Source organism: Bacteroides sp. Marseille-P8574 (assembly GCF_902825465.1).
GTDB classification, from domain to species: Bacteria; Bacteroidota; Bacteroidia; order Bacteroidales; family Bacteroidaceae; genus Bacteroides; species Bacteroides uniformis.
The window spans coordinates 801,832-826,666 of record NZ_CADEBE010000002.1 but is presented as its reverse complement, the minus strand read 5'-3'; the positions used below and the strand labels follow the sequence as shown (position 1 = coordinate 826,666).

Annotated in this window: 14 protein-coding genes; 2 read left to right on the top strand and 12 right to left on the bottom strand. The window is 45.7% G+C overall.

The window, feature by feature from the left end; translation table 11 throughout:
- Positions 1-48 precede the first annotated feature (48 nt).
- The 12 genes from HUX74_RS16025 to HUX74_RS15970 all read right to left on the bottom strand — a co-directional run bounded on the left by HUX74_RS16025 (position 49) and on the right by HUX74_RS15970 (position 17,738).
- Entirely contained in the window at positions 49-603 is a 555-nt protein-coding gene (locus tag HUX74_RS16025) for an imm11 family protein (protein WP_055295420.1), read from the bottom strand.
- A 181-nt stretch (positions 604-784) separates the two neighbouring features.
- On the bottom strand, positions 785-1,762 hold the full coding sequence (locus tag HUX74_RS16020; protein WP_027202914.1) for an NTF2 fold immunity protein: 978 nt from the start codon (positions 1,760-1,762) through the stop codon (positions 785-787).
- An 83-nt stretch (positions 1,763-1,845) separates the two neighbouring features.
- Complete coding sequence (locus HUX74_RS16015; protein WP_018712181.1) at positions 1,846-2,463, bottom strand: hypothetical protein; 618 nt, start codon at positions 2,461-2,463, stop codon at positions 1,846-1,848.
- Positions 2,464-2,520: 57 nt separating this feature from the next.
- On the bottom strand, positions 2,521-2,973 hold the full coding sequence (locus HUX74_RS16010) for a DUF4375 domain-containing protein (RefSeq protein WP_027202908.1): 453 nt from the start codon (positions 2,971-2,973) through the stop codon (positions 2,521-2,523).
- A gap of 78 nt (positions 2,974-3,051) precedes the next feature.
- A complete protein-coding gene (locus HUX74_RS16005) occupies positions 3,052-4,158 on the bottom strand; it encodes a site-specific integrase (RefSeq protein WP_055295521.1) in 1,107 nt (368 codons plus the stop codon).
- Between the two features lie 95 nt (positions 4,159-4,253).
- Positions 4,254-4,868 carry a TetR/AcrR family transcriptional regulator gene (locus tag HUX74_RS16000; RefSeq protein ID WP_005924132.1) on the bottom strand — a complete coding sequence of 205 codons (615 nt, stop codon included), beginning with the start codon at positions 4,866-4,868 and terminating at the stop codon, positions 4,254-4,256.
- Positions 4,869-5,548: 680 nt separating this feature from the next.
- The gene (locus tag HUX74_RS15995) at positions 5,549-6,613 is read right to left on the bottom strand and encodes an alpha/beta hydrolase-fold protein (RefSeq protein ID WP_229075395.1); all 1,065 of its coding nucleotides are present in this window, start codon (positions 6,611-6,613) and stop codon (positions 5,549-5,551) included.
- A gap of 180 nt (positions 6,614-6,793) precedes the next feature.
- Entirely contained in the window at positions 6,794-8,464 is a 1,671-nt protein-coding gene (locus tag HUX74_RS15990) for a carboxylesterase/lipase family protein (RefSeq protein WP_098032821.1), read from the bottom strand.
- Between the two features lie 234 nt (positions 8,465-8,698).
- A complete protein-coding gene (locus HUX74_RS15985) occupies positions 8,699-10,885 on the bottom strand; it encodes a glycoside hydrolase family 3 C-terminal domain-containing protein (protein WP_174647014.1) in 2,187 nt (728 codons plus the stop codon).
- Between the two features lie 176 nt (positions 10,886-11,061).
- Positions 11,062-12,735, bottom strand: coding sequence for a RagB/SusD family nutrient uptake outer membrane protein (locus HUX74_RS15980; RefSeq protein WP_016272722.1), 1,674 nt, complete (start codon positions 12,733-12,735; stop codon positions 11,062-11,064).
- 21 nt (positions 12,736-12,756) lie between these two features.
- Complete coding sequence (locus HUX74_RS15975) at positions 12,757-15,930, bottom strand: TonB-dependent receptor (protein WP_174647013.1); 3,174 nt, start codon at positions 15,928-15,930, stop codon at positions 12,757-12,759.
- 143 nt (positions 15,931-16,073) lie between these two features.
- Positions 16,074-17,738 (bottom strand): carboxylesterase/lipase family protein, encoded by a 1,665-nt coding sequence (locus HUX74_RS15970; protein ID WP_117589634.1) that lies wholly within the window; start codon positions 17,736-17,738, stop codon positions 16,074-16,076.
- A gap of 334 nt (positions 17,739-18,072) precedes the next feature.
- Between HUX74_RS15970 and HUX74_RS15965 the strand changes: the two genes are divergently transcribed.
- Both HUX74_RS15965 and HUX74_RS15960 read left to right on the top strand, forming a co-directional pair.
- A complete protein-coding gene (locus HUX74_RS15965; protein WP_174647012.1) occupies positions 18,073-21,924 on the top strand; it encodes a hybrid sensor histidine kinase/response regulator transcription factor in 3,852 nt (1,283 codons plus the stop codon).
- A gap of 364 nt (positions 21,925-22,288) precedes the next feature.
- Entirely contained in the window at positions 22,289-24,826 is a 2,538-nt protein-coding gene (locus HUX74_RS15960) for a glycoside hydrolase family 2 protein (protein WP_174647011.1), read from the top strand.
- Positions 24,827-24,835: the final 9 nt, after the last annotated feature.

Below are 24,835 nucleotides of genomic sequence, written 5' to 3'. Positions count from 1 at the left end.
TTGACAAGGAGCTGCGTTTAGCAGCTAACTTGGCTTGTTATCAGTGATTTATTTTGTGATACCTGCACATGTAAATTTTAATCCTGTGATTGAATTTTGCTTCACAAAATCTACAAATTCATCTGTGCAATAATAATTGTTATTAAACAGACTATCCCGAAATATGATATATGAACCGATATTTCCTTTATTGAAAATACCATTATTATCCCTCATCATCTTCAAGATTTCTTCATTGCTCTTGGACTCTATATTTAAGGCATCGACTGTATTCAATACATTTATAAAATAATAACCTGAAGCGTTCCCGTCCACATTGACAGGTAAAACTTCTATTTGCCCTTTCAGCTTTTCAGAGAGTAATAAGGAAGTTCTTTTATTTACTATCAGACAACCGGAAAAATAACAAGATGCATCAAACTCCTCACTTCGTTTGTCTTTCTTTTTCCTTTTATCTCTAAACAGTTCCAGACTAAGCCCTTTCCACTCATTAATAAGTGATTGACCATTATAATCCCAAACGCCTTTATTTGACTCATCATCTTCCTTGAATACAAAGAACTTGTAATTATCAAAGTCTTGTCCAATTTCATATATATTCATAATGTTACACTATTTAATTACTGATAATGGCTAAGCGGGGAACGCTGTAAGCGTTATCCCGGTTTGTTAGCAAAATATTATACCCATTCTAATATTGGGTTAGGTCTATGAACAAAATACCGTTTATTATTCGAAATTGAAAATATCATTCCCGAATGTAATTTCGTTCAAGTTCCTCTTTTTACAATCCACAACGCCTCCACCCGTCTGTCCGCATCTGTACTGCATCGATTTTCCATGCTTCCCCCACACGTTTCATACAGAAACGATAGTCGAGATTGATTCTTTCATCCTGCGCATAGATGTAAAGTTTGTTGCGGGAAACCTGTTCGGCATCAACCAGGCGGAAGGTGGCATACGTCCCCTCTGGAGAAAGCGACAAAGCGAGCGGCCGATACCCCATCCGTGGCTTCTCGGATACATACTGCTGCCAGATCTGCTGCAACTTCGGTCGCACATCCGGCGCATCAAAACCTGTCTGGTCGGTATATTTCTCCCATTGAGTCATGGCGGCAAAGAAAGCATACAGCACCTGTTCCGCCTGATGAACCGCATCAGCGTCCACCTCCAACTTCTTCTTCGCCTGGCTTCGTTGCAACGAGGCGAACAGCTCCATCTGCTCCTGGGTAAAGAGGTCGCCAGGACGCAAGGAAAGGCGTTTATTGAAAGCAATGCCAAGCACCCCTTCATAAGTGATCTGAGTTTGTCGAACATGCAAATGATTCAGCTTAGGGAGCTGAGCAGCCCGATGCAACCCCTCATCGTCCAGCGACGTGGCACTCAAGTCCAACAGAGCCACCTTACTTGCCTGCATCATGGACAACCCCTTTCCCGTAATTGCAGGATTTCCTGCCAAGAGCAGATACTCCAAAGTGGGCATGGTGGCAAATACCGCAAAGCATGCGTCGGTAAGCTCCGCATATTCGATCCCTACATTGACCATTTTCTTGGCACCTGCCAGCGGTTGAATCTGTTCGTCCGTCAAAGGGTAATGCTTGACATGAAATCCCACCAAAGCAGGATAAGCGCCAATCTGTTGAATCACCTCCACAGATAGCTCGGGCATGAGCATCACCTTATCGCCATCAAAAATCAGTTTGCCGTCTTCCCAGTCGATGGTACGTGCCCGCTTGGGAAAAGAAGTAAGTTCTTTTATCATCGTTCTATCATTTTTAAGGTAATCTTTGTTCATAGACTTTCTGTTTTTGCTAATGGCTAAGCGGGGAACGCTGTCAAGCGTTATCACGCTTTGTTAGTTGCTTCGTTATTGTCTACCCATGCTTTGATTTCATTTGGAAAATGTTTATGAAACATTCTTATCCACAACTTATCGTTACACTTGTCGGGGATACAAGCATGAATGCACTCAAACCACTGGTCCCACATCCAATCAAAATCATCTTCCGGCATCATCATCCAAAGCAGAAAATCTTTCGGTTCCCAATCAGATAATTTCATAATATCCTTTTGCAGAACCTTACGCATGGATTGAAGTTGCTCTGTTGCTTCTTGACTGGTTATTTTTCCTTTCCAAAAATCAACAGCCGAGTGTGCAAAGTCATTTATCTGTTGGATAGTAGCATTAGGAAAATATTGTTTATCCAAATGCTCTACCATATCTTGCATAAAACATATTCGACGTTGATGCCATTGATGTTGGTTGTCATCTTCTATTTCATCTAAGATATACTTTGCCAACACTATAATTGCATCAAGTCCATGATTTTCTATTTTACCCCATTCGGTAGTATTCCAATCTGCTTGTGTTTTCACTTTATCATAGCAGACAGAGCATACTCCGTTTGGTAGAGTTATGGGATGTTTTCTGCAAATAGGGCATATTTTATCAACATTTTCCATTCTATTTGATTTTTAATTTGCAACTAATGGCTAAGCGGGGAACGCTGTCAAGCGTTATCACGCTTTGTTATCTATATTTTCAACTGAATCAGAATGGAATTTTAGAAGCATAAGCCGCATAATATTTTCCTTATCTTCCCAATATTCCTCGTCTATTTTATTCAACTTGGTGATTTCGTTCTCTGTCAAATGTTTGGGAATATTCCATAGCTCTTGTAATTGGCTGTCATTTTCTAATCTTTGGATGATGCCGTATGCCTGTATAAGAAGTTGTTCTGTATATGTTGCGTTAATTGCTCCCAGTCCTTTGATTGCAAGCAAATAAGCATCATATCCCCAATTACAGAAGAATTGAAGAAATCCACCATTATACATTTCAAGTTCCAGCCAATATAATGCGGCGACCATACTGTCTGTTTCCCCCATATCTTGATAATTGGGACGAATTTCTGTAAACTTACGTCCAATAGGGGAAAAGGATTGCTCCCAATATTGTTCTAAATTTTCCATTCTTATTGCTTTTGTTATAGATAATGTTATTTATAACCGCACCTTATGGTGTCGTTCCTACACTTCTATAACTGCACCTCACGAATTATCCAGTGTATCAAGAGGATTAGGGATTTTTGCTTTATGGGCACTTGACACATGAAGATAAATGGTTGTGGTCTTGATGTCGTTGTGTCCCAGCAATTCCTGTATCGTGTGCAGGTCTGTTCCCTGTTCCAGCAAGTGTGTGGCAAAGGAGTGGCGTAGCATGTGTACGTGTACACGGTGTTTGATGCCTGCACGATGTGCGGCTTCTTTCAGCACTTTCACCAATGCACTTGCCGAATATTGCTCTCCGGGTGTTTCGCCCTCAAACAACCATTTTTGTGGACGATATTCCCGAAAGTAGTGCCGTAGTTCTTCCAGCAACTTGGGCGAAAGGAGCGAATAACGGCATTTCTTCCCCTTGCCCATGATACGAACCGACATTGTTTCACTGTTGATGTCCTGCGGGGTCAGGTTAAGCAATTCGCTTCTTCTAAGTCCGGCAGAGTAAACCAACGAAATCATGCAGTGATGCTTGATGTTGGAAATTTGTGCAAGGATGCGCTTAATTTCATTCTTGCTCAACACTTCGGGCAGGCTCTTGTACTCTTTGGCACGGGTGATACCGCCATAGTATTGCCGTTTGCCGCCTTTCACCTGCTCGTAATAGAACTTGATAGCATTGATGCGCATATTCTGTTGCGACACCGAAATCTTCTTCTCGTTCACAAGATAGAGTATGTACTTGTTGATGTCCGGCACTTTCAGGCGGTCGATGTTCCGTCCCTTGTGATATTCCATGAAATCGCTGAAATAAGCACGGTATGTTTTGACGGTCGAGGGGCTGTAACGCTTTTGTTCCAGCAGTTCGAGATAGCCTTTCGGCAGTGTGTATTCCCTTTTGGGCTTGGGATGCCGCACGTAAACCCGGCTGTAATCAATATAGGCGTGGGGCGAATAGCGGTCGTAAAAATCCGGCAGGCTGAAAGCGGCTGACGCTATGTATGCAGAGCCGTTACCAGCCATTTCCATGCCCGTGTCTTGGGCGAGCAGCAGGGCGACAGCCTGACTGTTCGCATATTCTATCCGTATGTAATCCGCACCGTCCCTTGTTTCTTTGTGTAGCACGATGCTTCCTCTTTGTTTCTGAACCTTATCCATGTCGCTGAATTTTGCTTCGCTCCAAAGATAAGATAAAAATACCATTATTTGAACATCTGTTCAAAAATAATCGAGGTTAAAAAAACAAAAGAGTATCAGGCTTTAAGCAGCGAATAGATATGGCGAAAATTTTCTGCCAGTTCGTCCACGTTCAAACCGTTTAGAAATGCTTGTTCGTATGACAGCCCTAAAAACATTTGCCGGAACATGATAGCCGTTTTCTTCACGTCCGTGTTGCTCCTGATTTCCCCGCTTTCTTTTGCCTTCTGTATGACTTTCTCCCATAGGTCATAGTCTTGTCGGTAGATTTTCTCAATTTTCTGCCTGATGCCCGGATAGTACATACGCACTTGTGACAGAAAGTGAAAGTAGTAGAAGTTAGGACTACAATCATGCGGGCTACTATTATCACCAATCAGTTCAACAATCCTTTTCATGGAAGCGGCTACCCCCGCCACGTATTGCCCGATGAACTCCGCCAACGTATCGGCAGGAGCGGCAAACTTGTTTTCCGGTTCGTGCATTTGCAACACGTATTTGTCCGCCACAGCCATGAATAAATCCAGCTTGTGCGGAAAATAATAAACGATACCCGTTTTTGTCACCCCGCAGGCTTTGGCAAGCGTGATGATGCTTGCTTTCTCGTAGTTCATCCTGACAAATACGCCGAACGCTTTATCTATTACTTCTTCACGGTTAGTTATTATCATACACGTTTGTTTTTAATCGGTTACGAAGATACGGATTTTGTTTTAAGCATTTGTACCCCAGTGCTTTTTTTTAGTGCAAGGTGCAAGTATATATTTATATATATAGCTTGCACCTTGCACTAATCGCAGAATATTTATTATCAATGATTTGCGTATTTCAAAAGAAAGACTTATCTTTGAACCCGAAAGTTAGGCAGACAAACAGAGGTCAAAGTTGGACAAGCCCAACGTCTGAAAATCGTTACTGTTTCGTTACCTATTTGAAATTTTGAAAGCAAAGTAGCTGAAATATAAGCAGTTAGAGTTATAGGTTCAAAACCCCCACTCTCCGCTAAAATAGAAAAATTAAAATCGTAAGTCTCTGAATTTTAATGGTTCAGGGACTTTCTTTTTTCTGTTACTCCCTCTTTTTTAGGATACCTCATAGCAGAAGACTTTAGGAGTTCTGTAAAAAGAAGAAAGAATTAGTGTTTCAAGTTACTTATGTTAGAAATTATTTTCTCATTTATTAATAATGTATCTGAATGGAGTGCGTAGTTGCGTAAGTAAGTGACGTGATGTGTATATATACGATATAATTTTCCAAACTTAATTTTATAGCTTGGGATGGAGAACTGCTGGGAGGGATTAAAGTTAATAATAGGATGTAATTCGGTATTTTGCAATGATAATTGTCATGTTTAATACTTAAATAACTGTTGTGCCAAGTTGTACAAGTCATTGCGCCACGTGTACCACGTGTGTCCACCGGGGGCTTCGCTGTACTTGTAGTTGATACCTGCTGCGTCAAACAGTTTCAGCATGGCTTTACAATTGTTGTAAGCGATGTCCTCTGGACCACCTTGCGTGAAATGCAAGGCGTGCACTGTGTGGTTGAAGTCTTGAGCGATGGTCTTGAGGTAGGTGCTGCGTTCGGCGTACATTTTCTTGTTCGTCTCAAACCATCCAGAGCTCAATACCCATAAGTAGCCGAATTCTTTGTAGTGATTCAAGCCTGCTTCCAAAGTTTCCATGCCGCCCATGGAGAGGCCTGCTAAGGCACGATGGTCTTTGTCGGTCAGTACACGGTAGTTGGCTTCGATGTAAGGGATGATGTCATTCATCAGGTCTTTGGCAAATAGAGGTACTTCGTCCATTAGGTTTTCTGTGGCAATGGAGCCGTTGGGCATCACCACAATCATGGGTTGCATTTTGTTCTCGGCTAGTAAATTGTCGAGTATGTTGCCTGCGCAGCCTACCGTAGGCCAAGCAAGGTCAGTATCACCTCCGCCATGTATCAGGTAGAGCACCGGCAATTTTTCCACACTTTTCTCATAACCCGCTGGCGTCCATACGTGCAGGCGACGGGTAGTCTTCAGAGTCTTTGAGTGATAATAACGTTGAGCTATTGCACCATGGGCAACATCTTCCTTCATGGAGAAAAAATCGCCATCTTTTGCCTCCACTTTCAGTACGGCTGAGATTTCATGTGCCTCGGGAGACTTGGGATCGAACACTTTCACACCATCTACTATAAAGTGGTAGCGGTAGGCTCCAGCTTTTACTGGAGGTACGGTCACCGTCCATACACCAGAGACCGATTTCATCACATCTGGCTTCTTTCCCCAAGGAATAATGTCACCCTCGATGTCTACTTTCTTGGCTTGGGGTGCGTAGATATTCAATGCTATCCTGCCGTCACTCAGCACTTTGACTGATTGGAGCGTGTCGTTAGGGGTAGGCGTACGTTGCCATTGTGCTGCCATAGGCATTATGCTGCAAACACAAAAAAATGCTGTTAAAATGAATTTACTCTTCATTGGAATTAATTTTAAGATTATAAATAAGACAGCTATCTCATGGTACGGAAGCAACCGGATGGTAGCCGATATGTATTGCCTTTCCTATTGTCCTACTCTAATAGGACAATAGGAAAAATGCTTGGTTTACTCTGTTAACACTTTGCGTGCTTCGCGGTCAGGGTCGTAGACTACTTCGCACTGGTCGTTCAACATCATCGTGGCTCCCTTGTCCGGTGTATATTGCGGCCATTCAGGCAGGCTTGTGCAATTGGGGCTACCCGTACGCATGAAGCTCAGTAAAGCGTCGGTCATCTTCGTGGAGAGGTCGCGCGGACGCTTGCCTCCCCCCGTATGGGTAAGCATAACGTCGGTATTCTTCAGCCAGAAACTGATGTCCAGACAATGGAAGGAACGCATGCGCCCGTCGAATAAGGGTGGCTCCCAGCCGAACCATGCTAAATAGACCGGTGCGCTTTGTTGTGCCTTGGCATTGATGGCTTCAATCACTTTCTCACGGGAGCTCATTATCAAGCCGAGCAATTCAATAGGTTTCTTGTCGGGAAATGCTTTTTCATAAGCCAATACAATATTCTCACCGTTTTTACCTTTCATTTTGTCCACCATTTCCACCAGTTGCGTTCTATTCATTTTTTCGAGGGTAGCATTGTCGCGGCTTATGGAGAACTCGCATGTAGTGGTGCTGAATAGCATGGGGACATGGGCCGAGGGAGCTTCCGGATCGGTATAAAATGTATCCATCGGGATGTGGAAGCCATCACCCACAGGCCCAAAAGAACCACGCATCATGCCATTGCCGCCTAGTTGCTTGTCATACTTAGCGGCTGCTCGGTTGGCCAGGACGATGTAGTCGAGCCAAGGTATTTCTTGCAATTTGTTTATTTGCGAAGGTGGTAAACCTGCCTCTTTTAGGATGTATTTACCCAGTTCGGTACTGTAATTGTTATCTATTGCCCCCGTGATGTTTCCACTCAAGGCTACGGCCTTGTGCAACAACCCCTTTGTCTCGGCCATGGCTACCAGCGTGCACACTTTAGCTCCGCCGCCCGACTGGCCCATGATGGTGACGTTGCTCGGATCACCTCCGAATTGTGCGATGTTGTTGTGTACCCACTTCAGGCCGGCCACCAAATCGAGGATACCAACATTGCCCGACTCGGCAAACTTCTTCTCATCCACCCCTGAAAAGTCACTGAAGCCGATAGGGCCCAGTCGATGGTTTAATGAAACAAATACAATGTCTCCGTAGCGGCTAAGATTCTCGCCCCGATAGCTGTCTTGCTCAATGCTATTGCCATTTGTAAAACCGCCTCCATGAATCCATACCAGCACAGGGCGTTTCTTCGTGTCGGCCAAGGCGGGCGTCCAAATGTTTAGCATCAGACAGTCCTCGCTGACGCCATAGTAATTCCAATGGTCGGTAAATGTAGTGTATGTGTTGCGGTACTTGCCTGTCGTAATCTGCGGAGCCGTATCGCCCCAAAAGACCGCTGGACGGATGCCCTCCCAAGGCTCGGGTTCGCGGGGAGGCATGAAACGGTTTTCGCCCGCCGTGCTTGCCCCATACGGTATGCCACAGAAGGTGTATATATCTCTTAATAGATAGCCGCGCACTTTGCCATACTGAGTCTGTGCTACGGCAATGGAATCTCCTATATATAACTGTTGTTCGTCTTGCGAAACACTATTCGGTTGTTGCTCCGTCCTTCCGGCAGAGCAAGCGGAAAAGGTATACACGAAAATACCCGCGTAAAGCAGGGAGATGCCTTTCCTGATTTTCAACTTAACTGTTTTCATACGCAATGAATTTTTTTATTACAAAGATGAACATTTGTCGGCAAAGCTGCTTTTCACCAGCTTCGTTGTTTTTGTCAATGGTTCACTTGATACTTGTCTGTTTCTTCATTCAGGTTGTCTGTATATTCAAAGGCAGGCATAGAAAAGAATCCACACACAGTTATGCAAAGGACAGACTGCGTGCGGATTCTGCATTGTCTATCACAATCTTTTTACTCAACTCTAATAACTGTTCTATAAAGTAACTTCACCTTCCAGACGGATATCTGCTGAAGAGGCACCGATAAGTAGTTTTACCTTACCGGGCTCCACAACGAACTTATCTTGAATTTCATCCCAATAAGCGAAATCCTCCTTGGGAATATCAAGCACCACTTCCTTTGTATCACCGGCTGCGATAGGCACCTTACTGAATGCCCTCAGTTGCTTCATCGGGCGTTCTACCTTTGATTCCGGATAGCTGGCATACAGCTGCACCACTTCCTCACCGTCGCGGCTACCAGAATTCTTTACCAACACGGTTACGGTAACCTTATCCTTGTCCTGCTTGACAGACTTGATTTGCTGGTAGTCGAATGTAGTATAACTCAAGCCATAGCCGAAAGGATAAAGTACATCATCCTTGTAGTACATGTAGGTACGTCCGTTACGAATGTCATAATCCATCATGTCGGGTAGGTCGGTAATGTCCTTCACCCATGTTTGAGTAGTATGTCCAGAGGGGTTGACCTTACCAAACAAGACATCGGCCAAACCGTTGCCTTGTTCTTGACTGCAATGCGTAATGTGCAAAATGGCTGGCAGATTTTCTTGACTCCAGTTGATGGTGTATGGGAAGCTGCTAACTAGTACCAAGATAGTGTTGGGATTGGCCTTGTACACCTGCTTCAGCAAGTCTTCATCGGGCAGCATCAGCGACTTTCTATCCACAGCTTCTCGTCCGTCGCTCGGCACGGGGCAGAAGAACCAGTCAGGACGTGTGCCATACGGATGGTTTCCTACGCATACCACAGCTACATCAGCCTCCCGGGCCGCATTTACGGCTTCATCTATTACATTGTTGGTAGCATAAATCACTTCTGTTTGTCCATCTTTCACGGCGTTGCGAATGCCCTCTAAGATAGTAATCTCATATGCCGGTGTGCCGCTATACCAGTCTTGCACAATCTTATCGGCATAAGGGCCTATTACGGCTATCTTCTTCAGCTTGGAGGCATTGAGGGGCAGAAGATTCTTACTATTCTTCAGCAGCACCACCGACTTGGCCGTCACCTCGCGTGCTAATTGTTTGGCTTCCTCACGTTCATAAGGAGGCACTTCGTTGGGGATGGTACCGATGTTCTTATAAGGGTCTGCAGAATCTTTTCCGTCCAGCAATCCTAGCCTTAAGGCTACGTATAGGTTGCCACGAATAGCTTTGTCAATGTCTTTCTCAGTCAGTAAACCCTTTTCTAAAGCTTCCTCAATATAGGGCTTATAAACATCCAAGAATTGTCCTGTAGTAGCCTTTACCACCGCAGCCGCTCCTTCGGCCATAGTGGGATAGGCATGGTGGGCATTGACTAGCAGCTTCAGTGCTCCGCCATCCGTGCAGATAATGCCGTTGTTGCCCCATTTGTCGCGAGTAATTTCTTTCAAGCAAGGATGTACGCACATGGCCGGGCCGTTCCATCCGTTATAGGCAGCCATAAAAGCATGGCTTTCGCCTTCGGTAATGCCTTTGTAGAAGGGATAAGCATAATATTCGTAGAATAGGCGCATATCGAAGTTGCTTGATGTGCTGTCTCTGCGATCTTCGTTACTGTTGGCCAGGAAATGTTTCATCAGGGCGGCAGTACGCCAATAGCGTGGGTTATCACCTTGCAAGCCTTTGATGTTGGCTACTGTCAGTCTGGCAGTAAGGAAGGCATCCTCTCCGTAGCTTTCTTCCGTGCGTCCCCAGCGCGGATCGCGTGCCAAGTCGGCATTCGGAGCACGCATTACCAAGGCTGTACGCTTGTCTTCAGGACGTTGCATGTAGTAGCGCGCTTCAAGGGAAGCCTGCTCACCTACTTTTTTCACTAAGTCCACATCCCACGTAGCGCCCAGCCCATATGATTGTGGGAAAATAGTCGTAGGTCTATCAGTAGGAATTATTTTTCCATCTTCACCTTTCTTACGTCCTCCCCAAGCAGCAGGACCACCCAAGGCCAATCCATGTAGGCCCTCGTGGTGGCGGCAAGAAAGTATGCCCAAACGGGGCACCGCTAGGTCGCTGCCGAGTAAAGCAATTCTTTCCTCCAGCATAAGTTCTTCCAGCAAGGCGTCAATACGCTTTTCGTCCGATAGTTTCGTGTTCTGAAATTTGTAAATTTTCTGCGCTCCGACCGATAAATAAGCCATCGTGAGGCACAACACAACAAATAAAGATTTCATTTTCATGATTACATAAATTGAGTTTGTAAACCTTAATATGTAGTAAATTTTGTTTTCTCACTTTAAAAATGTACAGAAACGGATAGTCTTGATGAAGGTGTCAAAATGACAACCAGTCGCAAACGGCATTCCTGTTTTTTTACACTCTCATTAAATTTCATATTATAAGCATATGGCTCTTATCACCAACCAGGATTTTGTTTCAAAACACCGTCAGATAATAGAATCTGGTTCGTGTTGACCATCATCAAACCTGCCTTGTTTATAAAGTTCTGAGGATTGAACGAGATGGTAGCAGGAGCACCGGCTGTCATCACTTCAACGCCGTTTTGTTTGGCTAATTGGGCAGCCGCATAGTCTATGCCTTGGCGTAGCAAGTCGTAATAGTTAATGCCTTCGAAAGCAAATTCAAACTGACGTTCGCGCATTATGTTTTCTTTCGTAGCTTGTTTTTCGGTGTATAACGGAGAGGTGTTGCCATCTTTATCCTTAAAGGCACGTTCGCGAACCATGTTGAAATACTGTTGCGCATTAGGGCTACCCAACTCAGCTGCCATTAGTAACACGTCGGCATAGCGAACTTGAACATAATCCTGGTGGTTTGAAATCATCAAGTTACCCGTACCGTTTTCCATACCAGCATGTGTACCATCGGCAAAGGCCAATGGAGCATACTTCTTGATATAGTAACCGGTGTATTCCTGCGATTGGACAATACAAGTTTGAACCAACTGATTGTCTTCCAATCCCTCGCCTTTTATATCAATCACAGAAGCTGTACGCCGAGTATCGCCATCCTCATATTCCTCAACGAATTTAGGATTTACTGTAGCATATCCCCAACCTTGTGCATAAGGAGCCACACCTGTTGAGGTACGCAAAGCAATGTTTACTTGCCAACGGTTACCGTCCAAACCAGACCAGTTAACACTGGCTGTACATTTTACGGTTAATACTGTCTCGTTATTACCATCACCGGCATAATCGCCATATAGGGTAGTCATATCACCTACTTCTGCTTTTTGGGCACAAGCGGCAGGCCACAAACGCCGGTATTCGGGTATCAAAGCGTATTGACCTGAAGAAATAATGTCTTCCACAGCGGCTAACGCATCAGCCTTGGTCACGCCTTCAGGCTCTTGACCATAATAACCGGTGTAGTACAAATAAGCACGTGCCAAGATGGCCTCGCAAGCATATTTGGTAATCTTGCCATCGTTTGTTTCCGATTCAGCTTTGGGATAAGCGTTTGCCGGAATATTTTCGATGGCAAACTTCAGGTCATCGAAAATCAGCTTATACACGTCAGCGGGATCTGCCTGCGGTATATTTTCATCAGTAGGTTTGGTAAGCAAAGGAATGTTACCAAACTGACGTACCACATCGAAATATAAGAAGGCACGGATGGCATGGCACTCGGCCATATACTGAGTATGCATGCTACCCGTTTCGTTCCATTGAATGCTATTTTCGCGTGTGATTAATTCGTTGCAACGATAAATGCCTGCATAATAACCAGACCAACTGGAACCTGTAGAAGAAGGCATTTCTGAGAGGTCAAAGCGATCGGTCACACGCATACCGTTACCATCGGAAGCACCGGAACCGCCGAAACATTCATACCCCATTACTTCGGCGCTAACCAAGAAATTGACAGCGCTACCACATGTTGCACGTCTATAACCATCGTAGCAGCCCAACAAGGCACGATAGGCATCTTGCTCTGTTTTATAAAAATTTCCTGTCGTAGATTCGGTCTTTGATTCCACATCCAAGAAGCCCTTAGTGCAAGAAGTCATTCCCAAACTTAGGCATAAAATGCCTGCTGCAATTATGTTAGACCTAATATTTTTCATATTCATACGTATTTTTATAAATTAGAATTTAAGATTTACACCTACAAGAACAGTACGGGGGCGCGGATAATAACCATAATCTAGGCCCGATACCCAAGAATTGTTGGAAGAACCAAAACCGATTTCTGGATCCATACCGTCGTACCCGGTAATGGTGAATAGGTTTTGTACCTGAAAGTATAGGCGAGCTTGGCTGACTGCTTTGCCCTTGAATAATTTGGCGAAATCATAACCCAACGTAAGGGTACTTAGGCGCAGGTAGTCACCATTTTGTATAAATAAGTCAGAGAACTGATAGTTGATGTTGCTATCTGTAACGCGCGGAATCCGGTTACTGGTGCCTTCACCGTGCCACCGGTCAAGGATAGCTGTGGTGTAGTTTGGTGTAGGACGGGTGTGGTTACGGTAAGACTGCACAATCTGCTGGCCAAAGGCGCCGTTTGCCACGATGGAGAAATCGAAGCCTTTGTAAACGAAGCCCAAGTTCAAACCCAACGTGAAATCAGGAGTACCGTTGCCTAAGTTCACCTTATCTTTGTCGTTGATTTGACCGTCATGGTTTCGGTCCATAAAGCGCACATCGCCCGGCTGTACATTAGACTGCAGGATACCGTTGCCTGCGGCACGCCATTCATCTATTTCCTGTGTATCTTGAAAGATACCGGCAGTTTTATAGCCCCAGAAATAACCGATAGGTTGGCCATTTTCTGCACGGTAGAATTCGCTGGCATTGTTGTACAACTCATCGCCTGCACCATGGATGATACCATCGCTGGTAGGAATGTTACCTACCTCATTCTTGTTGTAGGAACCGTTCAGTGAGATGTTATATTTAAAGTCCTTACCTAACGTGTCATCCCAAGTCAAAGCCAGTTCCACACCGGTGTTCTTTACATCGCCACCATTGATGTAAGGTGCGCCTGTACCAGCCGTATTCAGAATAGGAGCTGTGAGTAACCAATCCTTTGTTGTCTTCATATAGAAATCAAAGTTCACACCAAAACGGCTGTCGAAGAAGCGAGCGTCGAAGCCGATATTGGTCTGTTCAGAAGTTTCCCATGTCAACTTTTCATTGGCCAAACGGCTGGGATAAGCGCCCCAGTTGTTACCTAATGCCGCAGCTTCGGTAGACGAATTTTGATGCGAGTTACCGAAATAGTAATATATATATTGCGACGTGATAGGTGCTAAGTATTGGTAGTTGTCAATGTTTTGGTTACCTACTTGTCCCCAGCTGACACGTAGCTTAAAGTAGTCGAGCCAGCTACGGGTACTTTCCATGAATTTCTCGTTGGTCATGATCCAGCCTGCGGAGATGGATGGGAAATAACCGTAACGATGGCCACGGGCAAACTTGGAAGAACCGTCGGCACGTACCGTAGCGTTCAGCATGTAGGTCTCTTTCCAGTTCCAACCAAAGCGGACGAAGTAAGAGACCGTACGGTTTTCATCCAATGGATAACCGCTGACACCTAAACCACTGGCAGTAGAAGAAGCTGTACCATTGCTGATGTAAGCATGTTCCCAATCGTCGAATCCTTCTTTCAAGGAAGAATTGCTACCACTTAAGTAAGTGCCATTGTATTGGTAGGACTCCATACCGATCAAGGCATTGAAGGCATGGTCATTAACTTTCCAGTCATAAGTAGCCGTATTGGTCCATGTAAGTTCCAATACATGCTGCATATTTTGGGTAACACTGGTATTAGTATTACGGCTTGTAGAACCGAATTGGTATATCGGGTTGAAGTTGCGGTATTCATTGGTACTGTAGTTAGCACCGAATACAGTACGAATTTTTAGGTTCTTGATGGGCTGCAATTCGGCATAAGCGTTGCCGGAGAAGAAGACGTTTTTGTTTTGATTATGGCGCATCATCATTAAACCATAAGGGTTACCGCTTTCCTGATTCCAATCGGAATTGGAGGTATCATTGTAGGGCATGTCGTAAATGTTGTTATCGCTGTAAATGGGAACAAATGGAGCAATTTCGTAAGCGCCACGCAACGAGTTATCGTATTGGCCGCCTACGCCGACACCAGTCTTATCACGGTAAACGAAGCTAACTTGTTCTCCCACCTTCAGTAGATTTTTGAATAACTTGTGCTCAGAGTTGATGCGGAAGTTGTAACGGGAGAAGTTAGACACGTCCTTACCGCCAACAATACCTTCCTGTGACATGTAACCCAACGAAATGGCATATTGGGAAACCGTTGAACCACCCGTAATACCAAGGGTATAACTCTGCATTTGAGCATTGTCTTCAAACATTTTGTCCAGCCAATCTACATCATAGAGATTACCGTTTGCATCATAAATAGACTTATAGCCGCTCCAATTATATCCAGAACCGGTAGAGTTGCGGTGCGACTCGTCCATAATCATCATGTACTGTTCGGTATTCAATAAGTTCACTTCTTTTGCCACGTTCTGTACACCGAAGTAACCGTCGAATGACACTACAGCCTTACCTTCCTTACCGTTCTTGGTCGTCACCAACACTACACCGTTGGCTGCCTGCGCACCGTAGATGGCAGCGGAAGCGGCATCCTTCAAGATGTCGATACTTTCGATGTCGGCAGGGTTCAGGTTGGAGATGTCACCGCGAACGCCATCAATCAGATACAATGGTTCAGCATTACCTATGGTACCCAAACCACGGATGCTAACCTTGAGGCTTTCACCCGGTTGGCCGGAAATAGAAGTGATGTTTACACCAGGTGTCTGTCCCTGCATGGCCTGCAAAGGATTGGTGGTGTTCAGCTCGGCGATTTTGTCGCCTTTTACCTGGACGGTGGCACCTGTCACTAATTTTTTCTTTTGGACACCATAGCCCACAACCACGACTTCGTCCAACATTTCATTGTCTTCTATCAGTACCACATTAATGATAGAAGATGTGCCTATCTTGATGGTTTGCGACTTAAAGCCAATGTAAGAGAAGACCAAGGTCTGCCCTTCGCTGGCTTGCACTGAGTATCGACCATCAAGGTCAGTGATACTACCGGTAGAATTTTCTTGTACTTGGACACTTACTCCAATCAAGGGAAAACCGTCCGTACCCGATGTTATTACTCCCGTAATCGTCTTTGACTGCAGAGGAGATGCTTGTACCGGAACTGCTTGTATACAAGCAAGTGTTAGTGCGAGTGACAAAACTACGTTGCAAAAACATAAAATTACACTTTTTTTCATATGCATTTCTCACATTTTAATTATAAGGTTAATATTAAGGATAATACATTCTCTTTCGTGTTTTAGGGTTCACACAAAACTACTTTTTAACATATCTCTCACGTTGTATAGTGCAACAATCTTTAAATAAAAAATGAAGAGCTTTATTTTAAGGATTCACGTGCTTCCCTATCGGGATCGTAAACCACCTCACAGACATCGTTGAGCATCATCGTGGCACCCTTCTCAGCTGTGTACTGTGGCCATTCGGGCAGGCCTGCACAATTGGGATTGCCGATGCGCATGAAGTTCAACAAAGCATCGGTCATTTTCATAGAAAGGTCGCGCGGACGCTTACCACCGCCTGTATGGGTAATCATTAAGTCGGTGTTCTTCAGCCAGAAGCAGATGTCCAGACAATGGAAGGCGCGCATGCGGCCGTCGAACAAGGGAGGATTCCAACCGAACCATGCCAAATAGACCGGGGCCTTTTGTGTCAGCTTCTGGTTGGCTGTAGCAATGACATTTTCACGTGAACTCAATATTAAACCAAGCAACTCGATAGGCTTTTTGTCTGGGAAGGCTTTGGCATAAGCGTCGACTATCTTGTCACCGTTCCCACCTTTCATCTGGTTTATCATTTCAACTAATTGTTTCTTGTCTATCTGCTCCAAAGTGGAGTTGTCACGACTCAGGGAAAATTCGCAATTGGTAGTGCAGAAAATCATTGGGATGTTGGCCGAGGGGGCTGAGGGATTGGTAAAAAATCCGCCCATAGGAATATGTGTACCGTCGGCGATAGGACCGAAGTTGCTGCGGCGACCGGTAATGCCAGCTTGTTCGTTATACTTGGCCATAGCACGGTTTGCTAACTCAATATAGTCGAGCCACGGCATCTGCTGTAATTTATTTGCTTCGGAAGGCTTCAAGCCGGCTTCCTGCAAGATTACTTTGCCTACGGCTGCACTGTAATTCTTGTCAATGGCATCAGTAGAGTTTCCGCTCAAAGCTATGGCCTTGTGGATAAGCCCTTGCGTTTCGGGCATGGCCACCAGAGTACACACTTTGGAACCACCGCCCGATTGGCCAATGATAGTGACATTGTCGGGGTCTCCGCCAAATTGCCCGATATTGTTGTGTACCCATTTCAAGCCGGCGACCAGGTCGAGAATGCCCACATTGCCCGATGCTTCGAATCCCTTACCGGCCACCGAAAGATCGGAAAACCCGATAGGCCCCAAACGATGATTGATGGATACGAACACGATGTCACCATAACGGCTGATATTTTCGCCATTATAACCATCTTGTTCAATACCATTACCGTTGGTAAAGCCGCCTCCATGTAGCCACACCAGCACGGGACGCTTCTTGTTATCCGTCAGTCCGGGCGTCCAAATATTTAACATAAGGCAGTCTTCGCTTACATCATAATAGTTCCAATGGTCTACAAGCGTGCTGTAACTGTTGCGATACTTCCCCTTGGTCTTTTGTGGGGCTGTGTCACCCCAGAATACAGCAGGTCGAATGCCTTCCCACGGTTCGGGTTCTCGAGGAGGCATGAAGCGGTTCTCACCCGCCGTGCTTGCCCCGTAAGGCACTCCACGGAAATTGTAGATACCCTTTAATATAAAGCCCTTCACTTTGCCGTATTGGGTCTGAGCTACGGCAATGTTATCACCAATGAACAATTGTTGTTCATCATTGTTTTCCTCTGTGCTCTGCTTGGCCTGGTTGGAGCAAGCTAAAATGCCGCACAGCAAAACGCTTCCTACACATAGCAAGGAAACCGTCTTCAACTTCATAATACCAGATTTACTTATTCGCATAACATTTGGTCTTTTATCGCCCCAAATGTGGTGAAAATCGTTTGTATGATGTTATCAAAATCTTTAATTGATTTATCAAAATCTACTTAATGTTGTTTAAAGCGTATGATTTCAACATTGAGACAAGTCTTTGCCTATATATTCCTAATAAGCCTTTCTTACTTGTATCCACCCATCACTAACCGCTAATCTCTAAGTTGGAACCCCATTTATTGCTCATGTACTTTTTGACAAAAGCAAGGATATATTTTGATTATCGCTCGTTTTATATAATTTTGTACAGAGAAAAAGAATACTGATGTTTCACGTGAACCTTAAATGACATACTACTTGTATGAAAAAACTCAAACTGCAATGGAAAGGCATTTATGCCTTATTACTGATGTTGTGGTCTGTACCCCTGCCAGCCCAGTTTCCGCTGGTAGAACAGATATCAAGTAACTTCATTACTTCGTTTGCCGAAGATCCCAAAGGCTACATCTGGATAGGGACCAATCACGGGTTGAACCGTTTCAGCGGTTCGAATTATACTGTATATTATGCGCAAGAAGAGTCCACAGCGCTCAATAGCGACTATGTGGATAATTTAATGTTTGATGCCAATAACCGTTTGTGGATGTCAAATGAATGCGGATTGTGCGTGTGGGAGGATGGTATATTCAGACATCCGCAACAGGTAGGCTTCAATCCCATAGGGCGTGTGCTGGATCTGGATAACGAGTGGCTCATTATTACTGATCGTAAGGGGGTGGCCAAGGTGAACAAGCAGACGCTGAAAGAGGAAAAATATTATCTACAACCAGGCATGAGCATAGTCGGTGCTATTACCATTTCCAGTCAAAAGCAAGTGTGGACGGCCAACGCTAGGCACCATGCCACAGATATTTATATATTGGACAGAGACTTGAACTTGTTGCGGACGCTGAATGGCTCTAAGGATACCTATATAGAAAGTATTGTGGAAGACGCCAGCCACCACATGTGGGTGACTACAAGTAAAGGATTATTGTGTTATGACGCAAAGACGTGGGAAGAACTGCTTTTACCTACTGACTTTATGGAGGCTACACAGAACAAAAAAATACACTTCGTGCTTCCTTATCGGCAAAACTTCCTGTTGATAGGTATTTCGGGTGAGGGAATGTACCGTTACGATGTGGCTCGACGGGTGTTGACACGTATCCATGTGCAGCAACAGTTGAAGGGGGATAGATATGTCTGTTTCATCGATACAAACAACGGAATATGGCTGTCTGATCAAGAGAACGACTTTCACTATTATCCCGAAAAGGCAGCCTTTAACAATTTGTCGTCCATCTTCGAACGCTTGGAAGACCCCTTCGTGAAAAATCTTTTGTTCGACTATGAGGGCTATTTGTGGATGCGCTCCTCGCACGATATTGCCAGTTATGATATAGGTGGTGATAAGATAGCTTTCCACTTGGCAGATGGTGGCCTTTACGGGCATATTTTTATTGACTCGAAGAATAGGTTGTGGGTCATCCGGAACCGTTCGGAGGTGCGGCAGTATGCTATCCGGGAGGGGAAAATCGTACGGGAAGAGAACCATTATACCTTCCCGGCCAATGTGTTTTCCATCAGTGAAGACAAGGAAGGACGTATTTGGGTTACGCTGGCTGATAGATTTGCCACGCTGGCGGCCGACGGGAAGTTCACTTACCGGTATGCACCGGGCAGCATTTCGTTTTCGCAGTTGCAGACATTGCGCCCATCGGGTACAATGATTCTCTATACGGTGGCCAACGGTATCTATAAATTTGGTGAAGACCAACAGTTCATCCCGTTGGATTCTCTTTATTTGCCCAACCCGAATTCACTTATTATCGATAGGAACAATACGTACTGGATAGGGACTTACAATACCGGGCTGGTGCATTACGACCCACGCACACAATGGCTGGAGCGGTTTGATTTATCGTCGGGACTGATAGACAACAGCTTGAAGGCAGTAATCGAAGACAAGGAAGGGAACATCTGGTTTAGTTCGTCTACGCATATAGGAAAGTATGATGTGCAGGAAAAAACATTTTCTTATTTATATGATAACTACTTCTGCAAGGGGAAGCTGTATGCGCTGAATTGTGCGGCAGTGGCACCAGACGGTACCTTGTTTTTCGGAGGCTCGGGTGGCATTACAGTCATTTATCCGGATGTACCCATCGAGAAAGAACCGGATATCCCGCTGAATTTGGACATGATATTGGTGAACGGGGGAATACATAATAAGAGCGAGGAAAAACTATCGTTGTCTTATCGGGAGAATACAGTTACGTTCTACTATTCGGCATTAAAGTTAGAGGCGGGTTCTCTGCTGAACTATGCCTATATGCTAGAGGGCTTCGACAAGAACTGGATTGACGCTGGTTCCAACAAGCGGGTGGCCTATTCCAACCTGCCTACCGGAAAATATACGTTCAAGGTGAAAGCTCGCATACTGAGCGGAGAGTGGTGCAAGAACGAACTGACCAAGGAGGTGGTTGTTCACCCTGCACCATGGGCTACGCCCTTGGTTATTGTGTTATACTGGCTGGTCGGTATCGGGCTGGTGCTACTGGTCATCCGGCTAATTATACGTTGGCGGACACAAGAGGAGAGACTGGCATTGGTCAAGTACCAAAAGGAGATAAATCAGGCACACATAGACTTTGTGACCAACATTTCGCACGAAGTACGTACACCGCTAGCCATGGTATATGCCCCGTTGAAAGAACTGGCGAAAGAAAACAATCTGAATGAACATGAGCGTGGCTTGGTGGATATCATGTTGCGCAATGCCGACCGCTTGTTGCGGCTTGTGAAGCAGTTGCTTGACCCCAAGGAAGGTGAGAAGGACGAGAAGCAACTCCGGGTTGCCGTGGTAGACCCGGTAGCTTTCGTTCAGGCACAGATAGCGAACTTCCGGTTTATTGCCCACGAAAAAGGGCTGACGATAAACATGCACGCTGAACAGAAGCAGGATACGGTGGCTTGTTTTGATACGGAGAAGGTGGAAAAGATATTTTATAACTTGCTCAGTAACGCCATTAAGTACACACCTGAAGGGGGGAGTATCGACATTACTGTGGAAAGCGACGGGAAAAACGTACAAATATGCGTGGCCGATACGGGACAAGGTATTTTGCCCGAAAAACAGAAACAACTGTTTGATCGCTTTGAACGGTTGGGAGCTGATAAGAAATACCCCAATGTGAATGGTAAGGGCATCGGTCTGAATTATGCGCAATATTTGGCACACCTGCATAAGGGAAACATAGACTACACTTCCAAGCACCCTCAGGGGGCTTGCTTCACTCTTAGTATCCCACAATCGCTGACAGCATATAGTCCCGAGGAACGGGCACAAGACAATGAGTACAAGATACCCATACCGGCAGTCGAGACGAATGCCGTAGAAAAAGTAGTCTCTAAGGAGAACACGTTGTTCATTGTAGAAGACGATCAGGAGGTGCGCGAATACCTGCGAGTGCTGTTGTCGCCAGATTACAATATCGTTGTCGTGGAAAATGGAGAGGAAGCCATAGACAGATTAGAGATGGAGTTGCCTGAACTGATTGTGAGTGATGTGGTCATGCCTCGGAAAGACGGCTACGAGTTGTGCAAGACTATCAAGACAAGTGCCGATTGGGGGCGTATTCCCATTATTCTGCTAACGGCAAAGAACGATATGGACAGCAGTATCAAAGGACTGGATTGTGGTGCTGATGCCTACGTGGGCAAGCCCTTCGACCCCTTCTATCTGAAAGCCGTCATAAACAATCTGTTGGAAAACCGTAAACGGATGCAATGGATTGTGCAAAACCTCACCTCGGAAAGCCTACCGAGGGGAGAGGCGCGAGAAGCGATACTTAATGAACAAGACCGTCAGTTTTTGGAGAATTTGCACACGTTGCTGGACAAGCACTTGGATGACGAGGCATTCGGCATTACCTCGCTGGCAAAGGAAATGCTGATGAGCTACAGCAGCTTGTATGCCCGAGTCAAGTCGTTGACGGGACAAACACCGCAGAACTTTCTTATCACTTATCGCATGAACACGGCTATGCAACTGCTGCAGACGGGCAAATACACTGTGAGCGAAGTGTGTTACAAGGTGGGAGCTTCTTCGCTGGCCAACTTCTCGCGCAGCTTCAAGCGGCAGTTTGGTGTTCCGCCCAGTGAAGTATAATTTGTGTCATCAATCTCCCGTTGCTGAGGCTGCCTACTGATGGGCACAGCGAAGAAGCGAGGATTATCGAAAGCCCGAATAAGGCGATGGGATAATGCATTGCCACTGCAAAGCAAGTGCATGCTTTTTGCAGTGCTACTGCATTCAGCTTTGCAGTGGCGCTGCAACACATATGCAGTGTCACTGCAGCATATATGCAGTAGCGCTGCAACACGTTTGCAGTCACACTGCAGCAGATGTGCAGCGACGCTGACCCGGTAGGTGTGTACGGGATTGTATCATGTTTCGTTAAGAAGATATTATAAAGTATCCTTTGAATGTCGTATTTTTGTCTATCCGTAATTTAGAGTAGTCAAAGAAAACTATGAAACACACTCGTATGAAACTAAAAACAGCGGTAAAGAACCTTCATGAAGGCTGGAAATTCCGGCAGGCGAGACTGACCAATTGGTATCCGGCTACAGTTCCGGGAGTAGTCCACACAGACTTACTGCAGAACAAGATTATTGAAGACCCGTTTTTCCGGTTGAACGAACGGGGATTGCAATGGATTGACAAGGAAGACTGGGTTTATGAAACTTGCTTTACTCTTGCTGCCGACATGATGCGGAAAGAGAATATGGAGCTTGTGTTCGAGGGGCTGGATACTTACGCTGACGTTTATTTGAATGATGAATGTATACTGAAAGCGGACAATATGTTTCGTCGCTGGTCTATCCCCGTCAGGCAGTACATCAGAGAGGAGAATAATATACTGAAGGTGTACTTCCATTCGCCGGTAAAGATAGACGTCCCCAAATGGGATGCACTTCCTTACCAGTATCCGGCATCCAATGACCAGTCTGAAAACGGGGGCTTGTTCAATAAGAAGATAAGCATTTTTGCCCGTAAGGCAGGTTATCATTATGGCTGGGACTGGGGGCCGCGTCTGGTTACCTCCGGCATCTGGCGTCCGGTGTATATCAGGGCTTGGAGCGATTTGAGAATCAACGATGTGTTTATCGAGCAGAAGGAAGTCGGTGCAGGCAGGGCCGTGATTGCCGGACATGTGGAGCTGGATGCCGATAAGGATATGAATGGAGTGTTGGTCACGATAACGGATGAGGTTACTGGAAGAGTGCTTGGCGAGTGGCAAGCGGATTTGAAGCGAGGCACCAATCAGGTGACCGTTGATTTTGTCCTTCACAAGCCGAAGCTGTGGTGGAGTAATGGACTGGGGGAGCCTTTCCTTTATCGTTTCCGTACGGATATCATTGCAGGTGGGGAATTGTTGGACTCTAAAACCGAAAGGGTGGGCATACGCTCTTTGAAGGTGGTACATCAGCCGGATAAGGACGGGCATACTTTCTATATAGAGCTGAACGGGCGTCCGGTTTTTGCCAAAGGAGCCAATTACATCCCTTCGGATAACTTCCTGCCGCGCGTCACTCCCGAGAATTATAAAAGGACGATTCTCGATGCCGCCGGTGTAAACATGAATATGTTGCGTGTCTGGGGCGGAGGTATCTATGAGAACGATGTCTTCTATGATTTGTGTGATGAGTATGGAATCATGATTTGGCAGGACTTTATGTTTGCCTGCAGCATGTATCCGGCAGAAGGCGCCCTGCTCGATAATATCCATCAGGAGGCGGTGGACAATGTGAAACGTTTGCGCAATCATGCTTGCATTGCTTTGTGGTGTGGAAATAATGAATGCCAGGATGCCTGGCTGGGCTGGGGCTGGAAGCGTGAGATAGAACGGCAGAACAAGGAATATGCCGACAAGATTTGGGCACAGTACCGGCAGCAGTATCATGTCACCTTACCCGGGGTGGTCAGGGAGTATGCACCCGGAACCTTCTATTGGCCTTCTTCTCCGTTCGCATTCGAGGGAGAGATGTCCGGTACTACTGACGGGGACCGCCACTATTGGAGTGTCTGGCATGGTAAAGCACCCATTTCTGATTATGACAGCGAGAAATCCCGCTTTTTCAGCGAGTACGGCTTTCAGTCTTTTCCAGAGTTCGACTCCGTCAAGCGCTATGCTCCTTACCCCGAAGACTGGGATATACGTTCCGAGGTGATGATGTCCCATCAGCGTGGTGGCGACCATGCCAACGGGCTGATTGAGACTTACCTGTTGAATGAATATAAAAAACCGCGTGATTTCCGGGCATTCCTTTATATGAACCATGTGCTGCAGGGAGATGCCATCAAGACGGCCATCGAGTCGCACCGCCGCCAAATGCCGTATAATATGGGGACGCTTTTCTGGCAGCACAACGACTGTTGGCCCGTAGCTTCCTGGGCGAGCCGTGACTATTACGGACGCTGGAAGGCGCAGCACTATTATACTCGCAAGGTCTATGATGACATCCTGATTTCTCCGGTAGTGGAGGGGGATGATTTGAAAGTATATGCAGTGTCCGACCGCTTGGAGAATACTTCCGGCCGGCTGCAGCTCCAGGTCTGCCGGTTCGACGGAACCGTGGTTTATCACTGGGACAAATCTGTCGGCATTTCCGGTAATGACAGCCGTGTCTGTTTTTCCGCACCGTTTGCCAAGCTGCTGGAGGGGGCAGGTAGAGGAATGGTATATGTCCGCGTAGACTATACGGACAAATCGGGCAGGGTGTACCATAACAACTACTGTCTGGACAAGCAGAAGAATATGAATTATCCGAAAGTGGATTTGCAGGTCGAAGTCCGTTCCATTGAAGGCGGATATGAAGTGACGGTTTCGGCAGACAAGTTTGCCCGTGCCGTATGCTTGTCCGTTGCTGACAATGAAAGTGTATATAGCGACAATTATTTTGATGTCCAGCCGAAGAGCAGCGTGCAGGTACAGGTCAGGACGCGATTGTCTGCCGAAGCGTTCAACGCTTCGTTGAGGCTGACTTGCTTGAACAATGAATTCTGATAAGTTATG

What these genes read in the sequence shown, in the direction of transcription:
- HUX74_RS15975 (WP_174647013.1), bottom strand. Translation starts at nt 15,930, where the DNA reads ATGAAAAAAAGTGTAATTTTATGTTTTTGCAACGTAGTTTTGTCACTC.
- HUX74_RS16000 (WP_005924132.1), bottom strand. Translation starts at nt 4,868, where the DNA reads ATGATAATAACTAACCGTGAAGAAGTAATAGATAAAGCGTTCGGCGTA.
- HUX74_RS16020 (WP_027202914.1), bottom strand. Translation starts at nt 1,762, where the DNA reads ATGATAAAAGAACTTACTTCTTTTCCCAAGCGGGCACGTACCATCGAC.
- HUX74_RS15980 (WP_016272722.1), bottom strand. Translation starts at nt 12,735, where the DNA reads ATGAAAAATATTAGGTCTAACATAATTGCAGCAGGCATTTTATGCCTA.
- HUX74_RS15985 (WP_174647014.1), bottom strand. Translation starts at nt 10,885, where the DNA reads ATGAAAATGAAATCTTTATTTGTTGTGTTGTGCCTCACGATGGCTTAT.
- HUX74_RS16005 (WP_055295521.1), bottom strand. Translation starts at nt 4,158, where the DNA reads ATGGATAAGGTTCAGAAACAAAGAGGAAGCATCGTGCTACACAAAGAA.
- HUX74_RS15995 (WP_229075395.1), bottom strand. Translation starts at nt 6,613, where the DNA reads ATGGCAGCACAATGGCAACGTACGCCTACCCCTAACGACACGCTCCAA.
- HUX74_RS15960 (WP_174647011.1), top strand. Translation starts at nt 22,289, where the DNA reads ATGAAACACACTCGTATGAAACTAAAAACAGCGGTAAAGAACCTTCAT.
- HUX74_RS15965 (WP_174647012.1), top strand. Translation starts at nt 18,073, where the DNA reads ATGAAAAAACTCAAACTGCAATGGAAAGGCATTTATGCCTTATTACTG.
- HUX74_RS16025 (WP_055295420.1), bottom strand. Translation starts at nt 603, where the DNA reads ATGAATATATATGAAATTGGACAAGACTTTGATAATTACAAGTTCTTT.
- HUX74_RS15990 (WP_098032821.1), bottom strand. Translation starts at nt 8,464, where the DNA reads ATGAAAACAGTTAAGTTGAAAATCAGGAAAGGCATCTCCCTGCTTTAC.
- HUX74_RS15970 (WP_117589634.1), bottom strand. Translation starts at nt 17,738, where the DNA reads ATGCGAATAAGTAAATCTGGTATTATGAAGTTGAAGACGGTTTCCTTG.
- HUX74_RS16010 (WP_027202908.1), bottom strand. Translation starts at nt 2,973, where the DNA reads ATGGAAAATTTAGAACAATATTGGGAGCAATCCTTTTCCCCTATTGGA.
- HUX74_RS16015 (WP_018712181.1), bottom strand. Translation starts at nt 2,463, where the DNA reads ATGGAAAATGTTGATAAAATATGCCCTATTTGCAGAAAACATCCCATA.